This window comes from Treponema sp. Marseille-Q4130 (assembly GCF_014334325.1).
Lineage (GTDB): Bacteria > Spirochaetota > Spirochaetia > Treponematales > Treponemataceae > Treponema_D.
In genome coordinates this window covers 140,326-157,582 of record NZ_JACSET010000002.1, presented here as the reverse complement: position 1 = coordinate 157,582, position 17,257 = coordinate 140,326, and the positions used below count along the sequence as shown (strand labels likewise).

Here is a 17,257-nt window from a genome sequence, read left to right as displayed (position 1 = left end):
TATTATCATATCGTTTAAAACGCTATATTTAGAGTACAAGTTTTAAACAATTTGTTATAAGGGATCGATATGCGGTGTCCGTATTGCGGCAGTCTCGACGACAAAGTTATAGAATCGCGTACGATGGCAAACGGTGAAAGCATTAGGCGGCGTCGCGAATGCCTCGGCTGCGGCTACCGTTTTACGAGTTACGAGCGTATCGAAGAAAAACCCTTTATGGTCGTAAAAAAAGACGGAAGGCGCGAACCCTTCGAGCAGGCAAAGCTCGAAAAAGGCATCAGCCGCGCCCTCGAAAAACGGCCGGTGTCGATGCGGATGGTCGAACAGATCGTATCCGAAATCGAAGACAAGGCCGTCATGCGCGGAAAGGTGAGCCGCGAAATCTCGACTGCGGAATTGGGGGAACTCGTGCTGCAGCGTCTGTATGAAATCGACAAAGTGGCGTACATCCGCTTTGCTTCGGTATATAAGCATTTCGAAAACCTCGACGAATTCATCACCGAGGTAAAAAATGTGGAGGGGAAACAAAGGTGAGCGACCAGGCTGTATTTCCGGAATGGCGGAATTTTTTGGGTGAGAGCGGAGATAAAGAGACGGCGGGATTTATTAAATCCGTCGTAAAGCGGTCGGGCGATATTGCAAACTACGACCGCAAGAAAATCGAATCGGCGATCGGACGCGCGATCGAAGCGGTCGAAAAGCGAAAGGATCCCGAACGGGCGGAAAAGCTTACGGATTCGGTCGAAGAGCGGCTCCGCCTGCGCCTTGCAGGAAGCAGAACGCATTCTATCCCCGCCATCGAAGAAATTCAGGACGACGTCGAAAGCGTCCTCATCGAAAATAACGAAGTCGAAGTCGCAAAAGCGTATATCCTCTACCGCGCGCGGCACGAAGCCATTCGCGGTGCAAAGAACCTCATGCTCGACATCAACAAAACGATGGACGAATATTTGAGCCGAAGCGATTGGCGCGTCAAAGAAAACGCGAACGTCAATTTTTCACTCGGCGGTCTCATCTTGAGCAATTCCGGCGCCGTTACGGCAAACTATTGGCTCAACAATATCTATCCGAAAGAAGTGGCGGACGCGCATAAAACGGCGGCCTTCCACATTCACGACCTTTCGATGTTTTCCGGCTACTGCGCGGGCTGGTCGCTGAGGCAGCTCATTCAGGAAGGACTCGGCGGCGTTCCCGATAAAATCACATCGACGCCCGCAACACACCTTTCGACGCTCGTCAACCAAATGGTAAACTTCCTCGGCATCATGCAAAACGAATGGGCGGGCGCTCAAGCGTTCAGCTCTTTCGACACCTATCTTGCGCCCTTCGTCAAAATCGACAATCTTTCGGAAAAGAGCGTGCGGCAGTGCATCCAAAGCTTTTTGTTCGGCGTCAACACGCCGAGCCGCTGGGGAAGTCAGGCGCCCTTTACGAACGTCACGCTCGACTGGGTGTGTCCCGACGACCTCAAAAACAAAAAAGCGATCGTAGGCGGCGAAGAACAGGAGTTCATGTACGGGGATTGCCAAAAAGAGATGGATATAATCAATAAGCAGTTTATCCTGCTCATGCTCGAAGGAGACGCTTCGGGGCGGGGCTTCGGCTACCCCATCCCGACGTACAATATCACAAAGAATTTCGAATGGGAAAGCGAAAATGCGGAATTGCTTTTTAAAATGGCATCCCAATACGGCACTCCCTATTTTCAAAATTTCGTCAATTCCGATTTGAATCCGAGCGACGTGCGCTCCATGTGCTGCCGTCTCCGCCTCGATAAACGCGAGCTTCGAAAACGCGGCGGCGGACTTTTCGGCTCCGACGAGTTTACCGGTTCCCTCGGCGTCGTTACCATCAACCTCCCGCAGATCGGTTTTCTCGCAAAAGACGAAAAAGCCTTTTTCAAGCGGCTCGACTATCTCATGGACATCGCGCGCGACAGCCTGTGCATAAAGCGCAAAGTGATCCAGCACCTCCTCGATACGGGACTCTACCCCTATACGAAGCGCTATCTGCACACGCTCGACAACCACTTCAATACGATAGGACTCTGCGGTATGAACGAATGCTGCCTCAATTTTCTCGGCACATCGATCGTCGATCCGAAAGGCAAAGCCTTTGCCGAACGCGTGCTCGACTATATGAGAAGCCGTCTCGCCGACTATCAGGAATCGACGGGAGAACTTTTCAACCTCGAAGCGACGCCCGCCGAAAGCACGTCGTTCCGCCTCGCTTCCCATGACAAAAAGAATTTCCCGGGAATCATCACGAGCGGCACGGACGAAAGCCCCTTTTATACGAATTCGACGCAGCTTCCCGTCGACTATACGTCCGACATTTTCGAAGCCCTCGATTTACAGGAAAGCCTGCAGACGCGATACACCGGAGGCACGGTTTTCCATACCTTTATGGGCGAACAGATAAAAGACTGGAGGGCGTGCCGCGATTTGGTAAAAGCGGTTACGGCGAACTACCGCGTACCTTACGTGACGATTTCTCCGACCTATTCGATTTGCCGGAGCCACGGCTATTTGAACGGAGAACACTTCGAGTGTCCGAAGTGCAAAGCGGAAAAGGAAAGAGAGCTGCGTTTAAAGCTCGAACGGCTCGAAAAAGAAAAAGAGGCAGTGCTCGCCTCCGAGCGCGCGTAGAAATACGGCGGCCGGAAGAACTGCCCGCGGGACTGCTGCGTACAGCAGATCTGCGGCATAGTACAGCCGATTTTATACGGGTGCGTTTTCGGAGCGTTTTCCGGTACGCATTGCTGAATATAGCGTAAAAAACTTGACATAGGGTCAAAACAACACTATAATTAGCGCATATATCATATCTAATACATATATGATATATTTACAACTATGGGCTTTAGGGGGAAATTGCTATGACTGAATTGAAACGAACGATCAAAGAAATCGATGCGGATATCGAAGCGACGAGGGCGGCGCTTGCGGACGTACACGGATCGGAAACCGAAGTGTATGCGCGCATCGTCGGCTATTACCGCGCAGTCCGCAATTGGAATAAAGGCAAACGCGAAGAATACGATCACCGGAAAATGTTCGCCATTCCCGAAAGTGCGGCGTACGAAATTACCGAAGCGGACAGCGCATGTGAGTGCGCATCCCCTGCACGAGTTACACAGCCTGCGGCGAAAGCCTCCGCCTCACGCACATCGGGTTTTGAAAAAAGCGGCAGATGGGAACTCTTTTCGAGAAAAACCTGTCCCAACTGCCCGCCGGTACAAGCGTATATCGCAAAGCTTTCGATGAGCGGCAAAACGATCGACGTCGACACCGATGAAGGACTTGCCGAAGCTGCAAAAAAAGGCGTATTCGCTTCTCCGACAGTCATCGTCTATGACGAATCGGGTGAAGAAAGCGCGCGGTGCCACAGCGTTGAAGAGCTCGACGCAGTATTCGCTTCCGTCACCGCATGACGGAAACTTCGATTCCCGAAACGCTCCTGCACGCAAAAGCCGGTGTCCTCATAAAGACGACGCTCGTCGATTTTCCCGGGCGCGTCGCCTCTTCTCTTTTTTTGTGCGGCTGCAATCTCCGCTGTCCCTATTGCTATAACGCCGGTCTCGTGCTCGGCGGAAAAGCGACAGCGGACGATGTTTATGCGACGGCGGAAGAAGTCTTTTTACACCTCGAAAAACGGAAAAATGTCCTCACGGGTTTTGTCATAAGCGGCGGAGAGCCCCTCGTAAATCCGCTTACGCCCTACCTCGTCCCTTATGCAAAAGCGCTCGGCTACCGTGTAAAGCTCGACACGAACGGCACATTGCCCGACGAACTGAACGCTCTTATCGAAGACGATAAAATGCGCCCCGACTTTATCGCGATGGATATAAAAACCTCCCCGTCGCGCTACGGCGAACTTTTAGGCAGCCTGAAAGCGGAGGACAAATCGGCTGCGGTAAAAATCACGGAGGATTTTTCATCCCGCATTGCACAAACCGTCCGTCTCACGTCTTCTCTCCCGCCTTCTTCGCGCGAATGGAGAACCGTGCTCGTCCCGCCCCTCGTAACAAAGCGCGACATAGAAGAAATGGCCGCCCTGCTCCCTTCCGACGCATCGTGGAGATTTGCGCAGTTTCGAAACGAAAACTGCATCGACCCCGCATACAACGATATCGTCCCCTATTCCGATGCGGAAGCCGCTTCTCTCGTCGCATACGCAAAAACCTTTATTAAAGATTCCGAACTCCGCTGATACGAAAGATGCGAGCCGACGGCGTTTTACGGATAAGCTGTCCACGTACGTCCCCATTTATCAAAGCGGTATCCTATCATGGCAACCGTACCAGATATGTATGTATAAAAAAGCGTACAGGTAAATAAAAAGGCGGAACGCGAGGCAGCGGCACTGTCGCCGAGCCGCTCTGACCGATGGCAAGCGAAGTTTTTTGCAAAAAAAATTCGCGCCGTCCGATTCCGATTACGGTCAGCCGCGGCGAACGGCAGGGCTGCTGCCGGGAGTGCAGCCGATTTTTACGTTACTCACTGTTTTTTAGAGAATAGTTTCTGATACGGTTGCCATATATATGCTGTCGGTAACCGTTTTTAAAATTGCAAGAATCTTGCAGTTCTTGCACGAATTCTTGCAAATCTTGCAAGAACGGGAAACTTACCGTATGCAGGATGAGGGCATCGAAAAGGTCTCGAACACCTTATTGACAAAAATAAAAGAAATATGCTATGCTCGGTTTTATCACGGCGGCATAGCTCAGTTGGTAGAGCATACGGCTCATATCCGTAGTGTCTGTGGTTCAATCCCACATGCCGCTAACAAATCTACACGATTGTGCATATCAAGCGATATACGAATAGGCTTTCGACAATCGGGTAATTTACAAAACTTTCCATTCAAGCTACTATATCCGTAAACAGTTATGGAAACATTTAAAGCTCCGTTTAAAGGGCGATCCCTCCTCAATTGGATCGATTGGTCGCCGGACGAAATCGAAACCCTGCTCGACATCGCATGTACCGTAAAAGCGGAAGCGAAACGGGGAGAAGTTCACGCTCGCTTTGCCGGAAAAACTATCGCACTTATTTTCGAAAAACGATCGACGCGCACGCGAAGCGCTTTTGAAAGCGCATTCGGCGAAGAAGGCGGGCATCCGGTTTTTATGTCGACGCAGGACATCCAGCTCGGTGCAAAAGAATCGGTCAAGGACACGGCGCGCGTGCTCGGACGGATGTTCAACGCGATCGAATTCCGCGGGTTTAAACAGGAACACGCAGAAGAGCTCTCCCGCTGGTCGGGCGTTCCCGTCATCAACGGGCTGACCGACGCCTTTCATCCGACTCAGGCGCTCGCCGATGTGATGACATTGAAAGAGAGGTTCGGGAAACTCAAAGGACTCAAATGGTGTTTTTGCGGCGACGGCAGAAACAACGTCGCGCGGAGCCTCATGCTCATTTCGGCAAAGCTCGGAATCGACTTTTCGGTCTACAGCCCCAAAGAGCTTTTCCCGGACGAAGCGATTCAAAAAATCTGCGCTCCGTTCGCCGCTCAGTCGGGAGCAAAGATTGCGATAAGCGATGATAAAAGCGTCGTCCGCGGTGCCGACTGTCTCTATACCGACGTATGGGTGTCGATGGGAGAAGAAGCGCTGAAAGATGCGCGTACAAAGCTGCTCTCTCCTTTTCGCGTAACGGAAGAGCTCATGAGAGAAACCGGCAAATCGACATCCGTCTTTATGCACTGTCTGCCTGCGGTCAAAGGCGAAGAAGTGAGCGAAGCGGTGTTCGAAAGCGAAGCGAGTATCGTATGGGACGAAGCGGAAAACAGAAAACACACGATAAAAGCTATTATGCTCGCCATAATGTGACGATACATAAAATAAGCGGTTTTTCCGCGCATAAAGCGCGCGAGGCAAACTCGATTACCGGTTTTTAAGGAGTTTTTATGGGAGTTGTTATGAAAAAGATTGCCCTGTCTTTTGCGGTCATTATGCTCTGTGCCGCAGCTTTGACGGCACAAAAAACGACGCAGCCGAAGCTTGATGAAAGCAAATGGTCTTCGGTTACTTATTTTAATGTACCACTCTATAAAGTGCTGCAGACGGAAGACGCGTATGTCGTCATCTATGCGAAAAATAAAGTCGGAGCAGGTTCGACGACGATCCCTAAAAAATGGGCAAAAGGCAATACCGAAAATCCGCGCAAATTGAAATTCCGCACCGTGCGCGGAACTCTCAAGCCCTTTATGACGGTCGTCAAAGACGGCGGCAAATTCGTGCGCGTCATTTTAAGCGTGCCGCCGACAAAGGATACCGATTTTTGGGGCATAGCCGATCCCGATAAAGTGACGGATATCGATAAAGATACGCTCGAAGAGCTCGACTTAAACTGAAGCTGTCTCTCATGCAACTGCTCACCGAAACGCAAATCGCATCGTTTTGCGATTTTATCGATCGGCATGATTTTTTTTACATCTGCGGTCATAAAGAGCCGGACGGCGACTGCATCTGTTCGTGCATCGCGCTCGGTATGCTCGTTCAAAAAAAAGGCAAAGAGTTCCAGCTGCTTTCGGCGGGACCCTTTAAACGAACCGAAATCAAACGATACGAAGATCGATTTTCACCGTCGATGCGCTTTTTAAGCGAAGAAGAGCGCAAAAAGAGCGCACTCATCATCACGGACTGCTCGGAATACGCTCGGCTCGGAGATATAGACGGCGATATGCGCAATCTCGATACCTGCGTCATCGATCACCATAAAACGGCCGCCGCTCCCGAAGGCGCGCTGTGCATCATCGATTCGTCCGCCCCTGCCGCCTGCGCAATCGTTCAGTTTTTGTATGAAAGCGTTGCAGGCTCCATGCCGAAAGAGACGGCGGAAATACTCTTTACCGGTTTGTGCACCGACACGGGATTTTTCCGCTTCCTCGAATCGGATTCCGCCGAAGTGTTCAAAGCAGCTTCCCGCCTCGTCGATGCGGGCGCAAATCCGAGAGCGACCTACGACTTTATTACCGGCGGAAAACCCTACGATACGCGAAAGCTCCTCGCCTCAACTCTTTCGCGCGCGGAACGCTACCTTGACGGAAAGCTCATCGTCACAAGCGAAACGACGGACGATACGCAAAAATGGGGCGCCGAAGGCCGCGATTCGGACGCGTTGTACACGCTGCTTCTCGCCGTTGAAAAAACGCTTGCCGTCGTCTTTGTGCGGCAGGAAAGCGAACATTCGTGTACGATAGGTTTTCGTTCGCGCGGAAACGTCGACGTGAGCGCCATTGCGGCAAAATTCGGCGGCGGCGGACACAAAAACGCGTCCGGCGCAAGTTCGAGCGGAAAGATCGATACGCTCATCCCCCAAATCGTCAAAGAATTCGCGCGCGTTTTATAATTCATAGAGCATCCTCCCCGCTTTTCACAAGCATTCCGATATGTATCCAAGTCACCCTCACCAGAAACTATTTTCTCTAAAAAACAGCATTTAACATAAAAAATCGGCTGCACTCCCGGCAGCAGCCCTGCCGTTTGCGCGGGGAACTTCGCGCTTCGCGCTCGTTGCAAGTGCCGTGACAGACCGTAATCGGAATCGGACTGCGCAAACTTTTTATTAAAAAGTTTGCTTGCCATCGGTCTGAACGGCTCGGCGACAGTGCCGCTGCCTCGCGTTCCGCCTTTTTTATTATATGTTTTTTTCGCGTATACATTTCTGTTGCGGTCGGCATGACGGTATACCACGTATTCGTTGACATCTCCCGTTCGGGAGGATAAGATATATTCATCGGAAAGGATTATCGATATTCAAAGGAGCGTACAATATGAGCATTAAAAAGGTAGTTGTTGCGGGCGGCGGCGTATTGGGAAGTCAAATCGCATTTCAAGCGGCATACAAGGGATTCGATGTTACGATATGGCTGCGTTCCGACGCGTCGATCGGACGGTCCCAGCCGAAAATCGACAGGCTGCACGGAATATACCTTGCCGAATTGACCGATGCCGAAACGAAAATCGGCACAAAGGGAGCGATCTTTTCAAGAGGCCTCATAGACGACAGCGAGCATATAAGCGCCGAAAAAATCGCCCGTCTCAAAAAAAATGTCGAAACGGCGTATAAAAATCTTAAGCTCACAACCGACCTTGCTTCGGCAGTCAAGGACGCCGACATCGTCATCGAAAGTATGGCCGAAAACCCCGAAGCGAAAAAAGCCTTTTACGACGCGCTTTCGGCCGTCCTTGAAGATAAAACCGTCGTCGCGACAAATTCATCTTCGATGGTGCCGAGCATGTTCCGCGATCACGTCAAAAATCCGAAACGCTATTTGGCCATCCACTTTGCAAACAATATCTGGCGCAACAATATGGCCGAAATCATGGGACACGACGGAACCGATCCTGCCGCATTCGATGAAGTCGTCGCCTTTGCAAAAGCCATCGGCATGATACCGCTTAAAGTTTTAAAAGAGCAGCCCGGCTATCTCCTCAATTCCATGCTCATCCCGTTTTTGACGGCAGGGGAAGCCCTGCTTGCAAACGACGTCGGAGACGCGAAGACCATCGATTTGGCATGGAAACTCGGCACGGGAAGCCCGCTCGGCCCCTTTCAAATCCTCGACATCGTCGGTTTGGAAACGGCGTACAACATTACGATGAACCGTCCCGACTCATCCGATCCGGCCTCGCTCCACGGACGCATCGCGAAAATCCTGAAAGGTTACATCGACCAAGGCAAAACGGGTATCAACGCGGGCGAAGGTTTTTACAAATACAAATGATTTATCTGTGCCCGCGCAAAATTTTACGCGGGCAGTGCTTACACACTTTTTACTTCCGTTCTTTTTTTCGTTGAGCTGCAATATCGGTATCGTAATCATAGTCGGCTATCAACATATTCATATAATGCTAATCTTTTTAAGAAAGAAGGGACTCGCATGGGCAAAAATTCTCTTGACTTTTCGGGGGGGGGGGTATAATAGAACAAATTTTATCCCATTGCGAGGAGACATAAAATGAAAAAAACAGTATTGGTCGTTTTGGGAATATGCTGTTTGAGTGCAAACATATTCGCAAAATTCGTAATCAGTCCGACTATCGGTATTTCCAATTTCCATTCGACGGAACTTTTATACGATGACGGAGAAAAGAATACCGTGTCGTGGACGTCCATGAATTTCGGCGTATCGCTGGGAACTGTAAATGAAAGCGGGTTTACCTTTTTATTTTCGACGGATTTTTTTGCTGTCGGCACGATGAAAGTTGCAAAAGAATTTTCTTCATCGGATAAACAAACGGGCACGGTTGATTTTAAAGGCGGGCCGTTTATAAACGTAACTCCTTTACTTGGCTATACGTACCACGGTATCAAGAATCTGTACCTTACATTTGCAACAGGACTAAACTTGGGCTACGGAACCTTAAAAGTAACGAAGTTTACTTTTTCAGGTGTTACATCGCCTGCGCTTGACCTTCAATTAAATTTGGCAAATATCGGTATCCCCTTTTACATCGGCGCGCAGTATTATTTTACCGAAAAAATAGGCATAAATCTGGGCATACAGGACGCCGTCGGCATCGGTTGGGTCTGGTACAATACAAACGGATTAGGCTCTTTACCGTATTTCGGAACAGGCGACATTGACGTACCCGCTTTTACAAATGTCTTTTCGTTAAAAATCGGCCCCGTATTCAGACTGTAACAGTACATATTTTTTATAACGGTCGCCTTGAAGCATCGGCTTTCAGGCGGTAAAATCTTGTTCCAACCGGCTTTCCGCGTCTTGCCCTCGCGGTCTGCCGGTGTTTTTTTTACTCGTCGCGCCCCGCCGCATAGCTTGGCATAAACATTGCTATTCGTTTTATAACATCAATCGAAAGGAGATAAAGCTATGCAACGAATCGATGAATTGCCGAACCTCGTCAAAACGGGAACGATTTCCCGAACGGAAGCCGTTAAGCGTATCTCAGAAAGCATATACCGCGAACCCTACCGTTTCGGTCTTATGGGATTCGACGAAGATTTTAAGAGCGAAATCATCCTGACTTTTTTGCAAAAAGGAGGACAGGTATTCGATCGGTTCGACGAAAATTGCGGTGCGTTCCGCTCCTATCTCTACGCTTTCGTACAGGGTTTGATTTTGACGCAAAAACGCGAAGAGATACGGCGATTTGTCGCTGACAATACGATAAAAACATTTTCACCATCCGAAATTGCAGAGCACTTGCAGGACGAGGGGTCGCTTACCGTTGCGGAAAAGGCTGCAGGCTACGCGCCGGTTTCGAACACGAAAATTTGGAAAGCGCTCCCGAAAAGATGTAAAGCGAAAAACGCGAGCGATGCGAAAACAGCTCTCATCCTCGCGCTGAAATCGAGCTATTATATTCCCGCATCTTCGGTCGATAAAGTGTGCTCGTATTGCAAACTGCAGAGCGCGGAACTCGAGCGCCTCATCGCGGAACTCAATTCACTTTTGTATTCGCGGATCGAACGACGCAATATGATCATCAGGCGGCGGGACAACGCGTATTATTTTCATCGAAAATACTATATGCAGATCAAAATGTGCGACAAAGAAAAAACCGATATGGAGCGGCTTTTGAAAAAATATCGCAAACAGACGGAAAGCTGGAAACACAAAAACAGAGAATTGCAGCAAAGCCGTTGGCGCGTCTGCCCGACAAATAAAATGATCGCAAACATACTCGGCATCTGTGAGCGGCAAGTGAGCCACTACATTACGAAAGCGCAAAAACTCATAAGCGAAGAACAAAACGAAACCGAAACGGCGGATAGCCCCGAATAAGGTACGGGAAACGCGCGGAAAGGACACGGAAAGAACCGGTTGACTGTATACGTAGAGCCTTTACAGTAGTACCGTCATTTTCGAAAGACTATTCGGATGCTTTTTGCAGGAGGTCTTATGACAAAACACAACCGTCGGTACAAAGATTCGGTTTTCGTCGACTTTTTCGGCGAAGATAAAAATGCAAAAACGAACTTTCTCTCGCTCTACAACGCGCTCCACGACACTCACCTCGACGCATCTACGGAGCTGGAAGCGCTCCGCCTCGAACAGGTCATGTACATGGCTTTTCGTAACGACGTCGCTTATCTCATAGACGGTAAAATCATCGCCCTCACAGAACATCAAGCCACAATCAACGCGAATATGCCGCTCCGATTTCTGCAGTATGCCGCTCGCCTCTACGAGCGCATTCAAAACCCGCGCGACCGTTATCTCAAGTATCTGAAAAAAATCCCTACGCCCGAGTTTTATGTGTTCTATAACGGTGAAGAAGATTATCCCGAAAAAGCGACGTTACAGCTTTCCGACGCCTTTATGACGCTGCCTGAAAAACCTGCGCTCGAAGTCGTTGTCAGCGTGACGAATATTAATTATACTAAGGGAAGTAGAATCTTGCATACGTGCAAACCGCTGAAAGAATACGCGCTGTTCGTTGAAGCCGTACGGAAACACTTGAAGCTCGACACTGAAAACGGTTTTAAGAACGCGATCAAAGAGTGCATACAAAACGACATCCTGCGGGAGTACTTACAAAGAAAAAGCAGGGAGGTGGTGAATATGTTAATTGCCGAATACGATTACGATGTAGACATCGCCGTACAGCGGGAAGAAGAGCGGGAAATCGCTCTGCAGGAAGGCATTTCCGAAGGCTCATATCAAGCGAAACTCGAAACGGCGAAGCTGATGCGGACGCACAACTACCCGATTACGGAAATCTGCACAATGACCGGTCTTTCCGAAACGGAAGTCGAACGGTTGTAACGCTTTTTTTGCGCAAATAAAACTCCTCCGCGTTGCGAAACTTTTGCTTCCGCTGTATGATGGATGTATGAAGCTCTACCTCGCTACGAACAATGCGCACAAAAAGCGCGAAGCGGCGGAAATCTTTTTGCCGCACGAAATCGTCACCCCTGCAGACGAAGACATCGATTTTGATCCGGAAGAAACGGGAGCGACGTTTTTCGAAAACGCTTTGATAAAAGCGCGCGCTCTCTACGACATCGTGCGCTGCCCTGTCCTCGCCGACGATTCGGGCATTTCGGTCGACGCGCTCGGCGGGAGACCCGGTATTTTCTCTTCGCGCTACGGCGGACGGGATTTTCCCCGCGGGAGAGCGGACGGCAAAAAGACTGCACAGGATGCGCAAAATCGTTTCCTCATCGAAGAGCTGAATGACGCGCTTTCAGAGAGTACCGGCGATTGCCATTTTTTGCATGGCAAGCGGAGTGCGCATTACACCTGTTCGATGGTGCTCTATTTAGGAGGCGAGCGCATGTACGCCGCACAGGAAACGATGGAAGGGCAAATCGTCGCATCGATCGAAGACGCGCGGGGAAACGGCGGCTTCGGCTACGATCCGATTTTTTTTATCCCCGAAATCGGAAAAACCGCAGCGGAACTTTCCGACGAAGAAAAAAATGCGATCTCCCACCGCGGAAAGGCCGGGCGCAGTATGCGGCGCATCATCGAAATGCTCCGATGATCCATTGAAAAAAGTGAAAAAAATAAAAAAATCGCTAAAGTTTTTTGCTCTCCGTGCCGATAGTGTAAAAGGATCGAAATTTGCGGCGCGACTTGTCAAGCCGTACCGCCGCCGATTTACGATTCACTTGCAGAAAAGTGTAGATGTAGCCTTGTAACACAGATGCACTTTTTTGCAAACCGGCAGAAAGGATTCTGCCGTACATCTATTCCACGGAGGAATACCTATGGTTATCAACCACAACATGTCGGCATTTTTTGCCAGCCGTCAACTCGGCGTCACCGGTGTCAGCCTTGCAAAAGATATGGAAAAGCTTTCATCGGGCGAACGGATCAACCGCGCAGGAGACGATGCGTCGGGGCTTGCAGTATCGGAAAAGATGCGCAGCCAAATCCGCGGTTTGAACCAAGCGTCGACGAACGCGCAAAACGGCATCAGCTTTATCCAAACGACCGAAGGTTATCTGCAGGAAACGACGGACATCATCCAGCGCATCCGCGAACTGGCAGTCCAATCGTCGAACGGCATCTACAGTGATGAAGACCGTATGCAGATCCAAGTCGAAGTTTCTTCCCTCGTAGAGGAAATCGACCGCGTCGCAAGTTCCGCTCAATTCAACGGCATGAACATGCTCACCGGCCGCTTTGCCCGCCCGACGGGAGAAAATACGGTTACCGGTTCCATGTGGTTCCACATCGGTGCGAACATGGATCAGAGGATGCAGGTGTACATCGGTACGATGTCGGCAACAGCGCTCGGACTGCGCGTACTCGGAACGGAGGAAAAAGTTTCGGTTTCAACGCCGGAAGATGCGAACCGCGTCATCGGCACGCTCGACGAAGCGATCAAACGGATCAACAAACAGCGGGCGGACTTGGGCGCGTATCAGAACCGTATGGAATACGCAATCCGCGGACTCGATATCGCAGCCGAAAATACGCAGGCGTCGGAAAGCCGCATCCGTGACACGAACATGGCAAAACAGATGGTCGAATTTACTAAAAATACCGTTTTGCAGCAGGCAGGAACGGCGATGCTCGCACAGGCGAACGCGCAGACGCAAAATGTCTTGTCATTACTGAGATAGTGTAGTACACTTATAGAGGGAAAATGGGTTCCGCCCTATTTCCTTGTGTACGGTCGCTATCGAGCATGCGTTCGGACATGCTTTTGTTCTTTGACAATGTGCAATCCATAGGTTGTGGCGGCAGGAAAAATCGGCTTGTAAAAAGGCTGATTTTTCCTGCCGTAACGGGTCTGAATCTGCTTTCCGGGGGCGCACTAACCGGAAAGTCAGCCCTCACGGCAAGGACGCAGAGCACGATGTTCTGCGGGTACGTAAACATGGAGGGCACAAATTATGATTATCAATCACAATATGAGTTCGCTCTATGCGGAACGTGTGCTCGGCATTTCGAATGCCAACATACAGGGAAACATCGAGAAACTCGCTTCCGGCGAACGGATCAACAAAGCCGGAGATGATGCATCGGGTCTTGCAGTGTCCGAAAAGCTACGGAGTCAAATCCGCGGTTTGAACCAGGCGGGGCGAAACATCGAAAACGGTGTATCGTTTTTGCAGACGACGGAAGGCTATCTTCAGGAAACGACGGATATCCTTCAGCGCGTCCGCGAACTGGCGATTCAAGCGTCGAACGGTATCTACAGCGATGAAGATCGCATGCAGATTCAAGTTGAGGTTTCTCAGCTTGTGTCGGAAGTCGACCGAGTCGCAAGTCAAGCGCAATTCAACGGCATGAATATGCTCACGGGCAGTTTCGGCCGCTGGGACGGCGCAAAGACGATGCAGTTCCATGTCGGTGCAAACGTCGACCAAAACGTTCGCGTCTACATCGGCACGATGACGGCAACGGCGCTCGGCTTGAAAAACGCAAACGGCGACAACGAGCAGATTTCGATCGCAACGCCGGACTTGGCAAACGCCACGCTCGGTGCCGTAGACAACGCGCTGCTTCGGGTAACGAAACAGCGGGCGGATCTCGGTGCGTATCAAAACCGCTTCGAGATGGCGTCGAAAGGCGTAAACGTCGCTGCGGAAAATATGCAGGCTGCCGAATCGCGTATCAGAGATACCGAAATGGCTGCGGAAATCGTGGACTACACGAAAAACTCGATTCTCACACAATCGGGTACCGCGATGCTTGCACAGGCAAACAGCCAAACGCAAAACGTTTTAGCGTTGCTGCAATAAAATCGGATTATTGTCCGAGAGACAACCGGATGTCGTCTTTTTGACAATAAACGTAACGGAAAGGATGCGCCCCTTCCCGTTCTTTTTCAGGAGGATTGCCCTATGAATACAATTACCAGCAGTATCGGGCAGGCTTTGGCAATGGATGGCCAGAATTATTTCAAAGTCGCTCCGCAGATGCTCGGTTCCGGTACGACGACGGCGGGAGTCGTCCGCTCGGTACCCGGAGGAGCTGAAGTAGCGCAAAACATTGCACAAAATCTTGCCGAAATACGGGAAAACGTACAGCAGCTCCAGCGGCTGTCCGATATGGTGATGGGACGCCGATCCCTGCGCTTCAGCGTCAATGAAGAGCTCGGTGAAGTCGTTATCAGCGTATTGGATCCGAGCACCAATAAGGTGATAAAGGAGATACCGTCCGAAGATATACAAAAGATGAAAGTCAGCATGAAAAAAGCGATCGGTTTGCTTTTTGATGAAATGATTTAGTCGCATCTTGCGGACGAACGCGGATTATGCCAGGATTGAACATACCGGGTGTCACCGACAAATACAACACGAACGACACGGTAGAAAAACTTATGAAGGTTGAGCGTGTTCCGCTGACAAGGGAGCAGGACACGCTGAAAACCTACCAAGCGCAGCAAAACGCGTGGCGGGATGTCAACAGAAAGCTGACGGAATTCCGCGACAGCGTTAAAACCCTGTATTCCTATGAAAATCCGTTCAACAATAAACTCGCCTCATCGTCCGACGAATACGCGATTACGGCGGATGCGAATCGAAGCGCACAGTATCAATCGTTCAAAGTCAATGTCATACAGCCGGCAACAGCCGACCGTTTTTTGACGGCGGAACTCCCCGACAATACAAAGGTTCCCCAAGGCACCTACACATTTCGTGTCGCCGACAAATCCGTTTCGTTCAACTGGAAAGGCGGTTCGCTCACCGATTTTTCAAAAGCGCTCAACAAGAGAGGCGGCGATCTTATCAATTCGCTTGTCATCGGATCGGGAGCGGGAACGAAAACGATCCTCATCGAATCGAAAAAAACGGGAGAAGCGAATCGCCTCACGTTTGAAGACGAAGCGAAAACCTTTGCGATCGAAACAAAGATGATAAGCCCTGTAAAATCGGATGCGGCATCGTTCGGGAAAACGAAAACGGAATTCCGCCCCGCCCCGCCGCAAACGACTTCTCTCGAACAGGAAGGGCTTCCGCGCATCGCAAATACGCAGATCGCCGTTTCAAACGGAAAAATCTCGATCCCGCCGAGAAGCGGATTTTCGCTCGCCGTGCCGCAGGGAAATGACGGAAAGCGCATTTCGTTTACGCTCGCGCCGGCAGCTGTTGAAGACGTAACGGAGGCGCTTAATAAAAGACCGCTTGCACCCGAACTTCCGAATGCGGGTTACGCGTCGTTTAAGGACGTCGTCATCGACAATAATCCGTCGGACACGCTGCTTCCGAAAGGCGAAGAGACAAGGAGCGCGGATCTTTTGCCCGTAACGTCGAGCGGCATCGTCTACGCTGCCATGAGCGACGGAAGCGAAAAAGAAATCGCGACGCCGAATATTTTGACGAGCGATAAAACGACTGTCGATATCGACATGAAGGATTATCCGGGTATCGCTGCGATCGTGATTAGAAACCGGAACACGGGAAGCGCTTTTACGATGTCGTCCGTTTCGCTCTACGATCCGAAATCCGCAGGCGGGTTTACGCCGAACAACGCAGCATCGACGGCGCAGGATGCGATCATCACGTACGAAGGCATTACGATCAAGCGGCCGACGAACGATATCGACGACGTCGTGCCAGACGTAACGCTCCATGTACACGAAAAAACCGAAAGGACGGCGACGATCAAAATCGATCCGGACGTCAAATCGGCAAAAGACGCGCTCATCACTTTCGTCGGAAAATACAACGAATCGCTCGCGCAAATCAATATCCTTTCTCAAAACAAAAGTGAAATCGTCGACGAGCTCACCTATCTTTCCGACGACCGGCGCGAAAAAGAAAAAGAGCGGCTCGGGCTTTTTATGGGCGACTTTTCCCTTACGAGTATGAAATCGAATTTCCAAGCGATCCAAAGTGCGCGCTATCAGGCAAAAGAGGATGCGGTCATAACGATGCTCTCACAGATCGGCATTTCGACAAACGCGAGCGGAAGTACGGGCGGTTATACGGCGAGCCGCCTCCGCGGGTATCTTGAAATCGATGAAAAAAAACTCGACGCCGCTCTCGCCTCGCATCTCGAAGATATTAAAAATATGTTCGGCTATGACAGCGACGGTGACCTCATAACCGATTCGGGCATCGCATACCGATTGGATCGTGAACTCGGCGCATACGTCCAAACCGGCGGCATCATCGGCACGAAGTTGAGTACACTCGGCACGCGCATCAAATCGTCCGAAACGAAGATAGCGCAACTTGAAACGCAGATGGACAAAAAAGAAAGAGAGCTTCGAAAAAAGTTTGCAAGCATGGAAGGATCGCTGAGCAGCCTCGAAAGCCAACAGACGACTATTTCGAATTTTATACGGCAAAACAACAGAAGCAGCGAATAACAA

16 protein-coding genes and 1 tRNA gene are annotated in these 17,257 nt (G+C 50.4%); all 17 read left to right on the top strand.

The annotated features are described in order from the left end of the window. Positions 1 to 69: 69 nt before the first annotated feature. Entirely contained in the window at positions 70 to 534 is a 465-nt protein-coding gene (gene nrdR / locus H9I36_RS02595) for a transcriptional regulator NrdR (protein WP_187383834.1), read from the top strand. Then, positions 531 to 2,648: a ribonucleoside triphosphate reductase gene (locus tag H9I36_RS02590; RefSeq protein ID WP_187383833.1), complete on the top strand. Its 2,118-nt coding sequence runs from the start codon at positions 531 to 533 to the stop codon at positions 2,646 to 2,648. The genes nrdR and H9I36_RS02590 overlap by 4 nt, the downstream gene beginning before the upstream one ends. A gap of 230 nt (positions 2,649 to 2,878) precedes the next feature. Continuing rightward, positions 2,879 to 3,433: an anaerobic ribonucleoside-triphosphate reductase gene (gene nrdD / locus H9I36_RS02585; RefSeq protein ID WP_187383832.1), complete on the top strand. Its 555-nt coding sequence runs from the start codon at positions 2,879 to 2,881 to the stop codon at positions 3,431 to 3,433. Next, on the top strand, positions 3,430 to 4,212 hold the full coding sequence (locus tag H9I36_RS02580; protein WP_187383831.1) for a radical SAM protein: 783 nt from the start codon (positions 3,430 to 3,432) through the stop codon (positions 4,210 to 4,212). The genes nrdD and H9I36_RS02580 overlap by 4 nt, the downstream gene beginning before the upstream one ends. Positions 4,213 to 4,714: 502 nt before the next feature. After that, a tRNA-Met gene (locus H9I36_RS02575) sits at positions 4,715 to 4,787 on the top strand. Between the two features lie 104 nt (positions 4,788 to 4,891). Continuing rightward, a complete protein-coding gene (argF, locus tag H9I36_RS02570; RefSeq protein WP_187383830.1) occupies positions 4,892 to 5,836 on the top strand; it encodes an ornithine carbamoyltransferase in 945 nt (314 codons plus the stop codon). 77 nt (positions 5,837 to 5,913) lie between these two features. Further along, positions 5,914 to 6,360 carry a hypothetical protein gene (locus H9I36_RS02565; RefSeq protein ID WP_187383829.1) on the top strand — a complete coding sequence of 149 codons (447 nt, stop codon included), beginning with the start codon at positions 5,914 to 5,916 and terminating at the stop codon, positions 6,358 to 6,360. 11 nt (positions 6,361 to 6,371) lie between these two features. Next, positions 6,372 to 7,358, top strand: coding sequence for a DHH family phosphoesterase (locus H9I36_RS02560; protein ID WP_187383828.1), 987 nt, complete (start codon positions 6,372 to 6,374; stop codon positions 7,356 to 7,358). A 424-nt stretch (positions 7,359 to 7,782) separates the two neighbouring features. After that, complete coding sequence (locus H9I36_RS02555) at positions 7,783 to 8,736, top strand: 3-hydroxyacyl-CoA dehydrogenase (RefSeq protein WP_187383827.1); 954 nt, start codon at positions 7,783 to 7,785, stop codon at positions 8,734 to 8,736. Positions 8,737 to 8,970: 234 nt separating this feature from the next. Next, the gene (locus H9I36_RS02550; RefSeq protein ID WP_187383826.1) at positions 8,971 to 9,657 is read left to right on the top strand and encodes a DUF2715 domain-containing protein; all 687 of its coding nucleotides are present in this window, start codon (positions 8,971 to 8,973) and stop codon (positions 9,655 to 9,657) included. A 189-nt stretch (positions 9,658 to 9,846) separates the two neighbouring features. Beyond that, positions 9,847 to 10,761, top strand: coding sequence for a helix-turn-helix domain-containing protein (locus H9I36_RS02545; RefSeq protein WP_187383825.1), 915 nt, complete (start codon positions 9,847 to 9,849; stop codon positions 10,759 to 10,761). Between the two features lie 117 nt (positions 10,762 to 10,878). After that, positions 10,879 to 11,745 carry an Rpn family recombination-promoting nuclease/putative transposase gene (locus H9I36_RS02540; RefSeq protein WP_187383824.1) on the top strand — a complete coding sequence of 289 codons (867 nt, stop codon included), beginning with the start codon at positions 10,879 to 10,881 and terminating at the stop codon, positions 11,743 to 11,745. Positions 11,746 to 11,812: 67 nt separating this feature from the next. Further along, complete coding sequence (locus tag H9I36_RS02535; protein ID WP_187383823.1) at positions 11,813 to 12,466, top strand: non-canonical purine NTP pyrophosphatase; 654 nt, start codon at positions 11,813 to 11,815, stop codon at positions 12,464 to 12,466. A 226-nt stretch (positions 12,467 to 12,692) separates the two neighbouring features. After that, positions 12,693 to 13,553, top strand: coding sequence for a flagellin N-terminal helical domain-containing protein (locus H9I36_RS02530; RefSeq protein WP_187383822.1), 861 nt, complete (start codon positions 12,693 to 12,695; stop codon positions 13,551 to 13,553). A 273-nt stretch (positions 13,554 to 13,826) separates the two neighbouring features. After that, positions 13,827 to 14,678: a flagellin N-terminal helical domain-containing protein gene (locus H9I36_RS02525; RefSeq protein WP_187383821.1), complete on the top strand. Its 852-nt coding sequence runs from the start codon at positions 13,827 to 13,829 to the stop codon at positions 14,676 to 14,678. 102 nt (positions 14,679 to 14,780) lie between these two features. Continuing rightward, complete coding sequence (locus H9I36_RS02520) at positions 14,781 to 15,167, top strand: flagellar protein FlaG (protein ID WP_187383820.1); 387 nt, start codon at positions 14,781 to 14,783, stop codon at positions 15,165 to 15,167. Positions 15,168 to 15,193: 26 nt separating this feature from the next. Continuing rightward, on the top strand, positions 15,194 to 17,254 hold the full coding sequence (gene fliD / locus H9I36_RS02515) for a flagellar filament capping protein FliD (RefSeq protein WP_187383819.1): 2,061 nt from the start codon (positions 15,194 to 15,196) through the stop codon (positions 17,252 to 17,254). Positions 17,255 to 17,257: the final 3 nt, after the last annotated feature.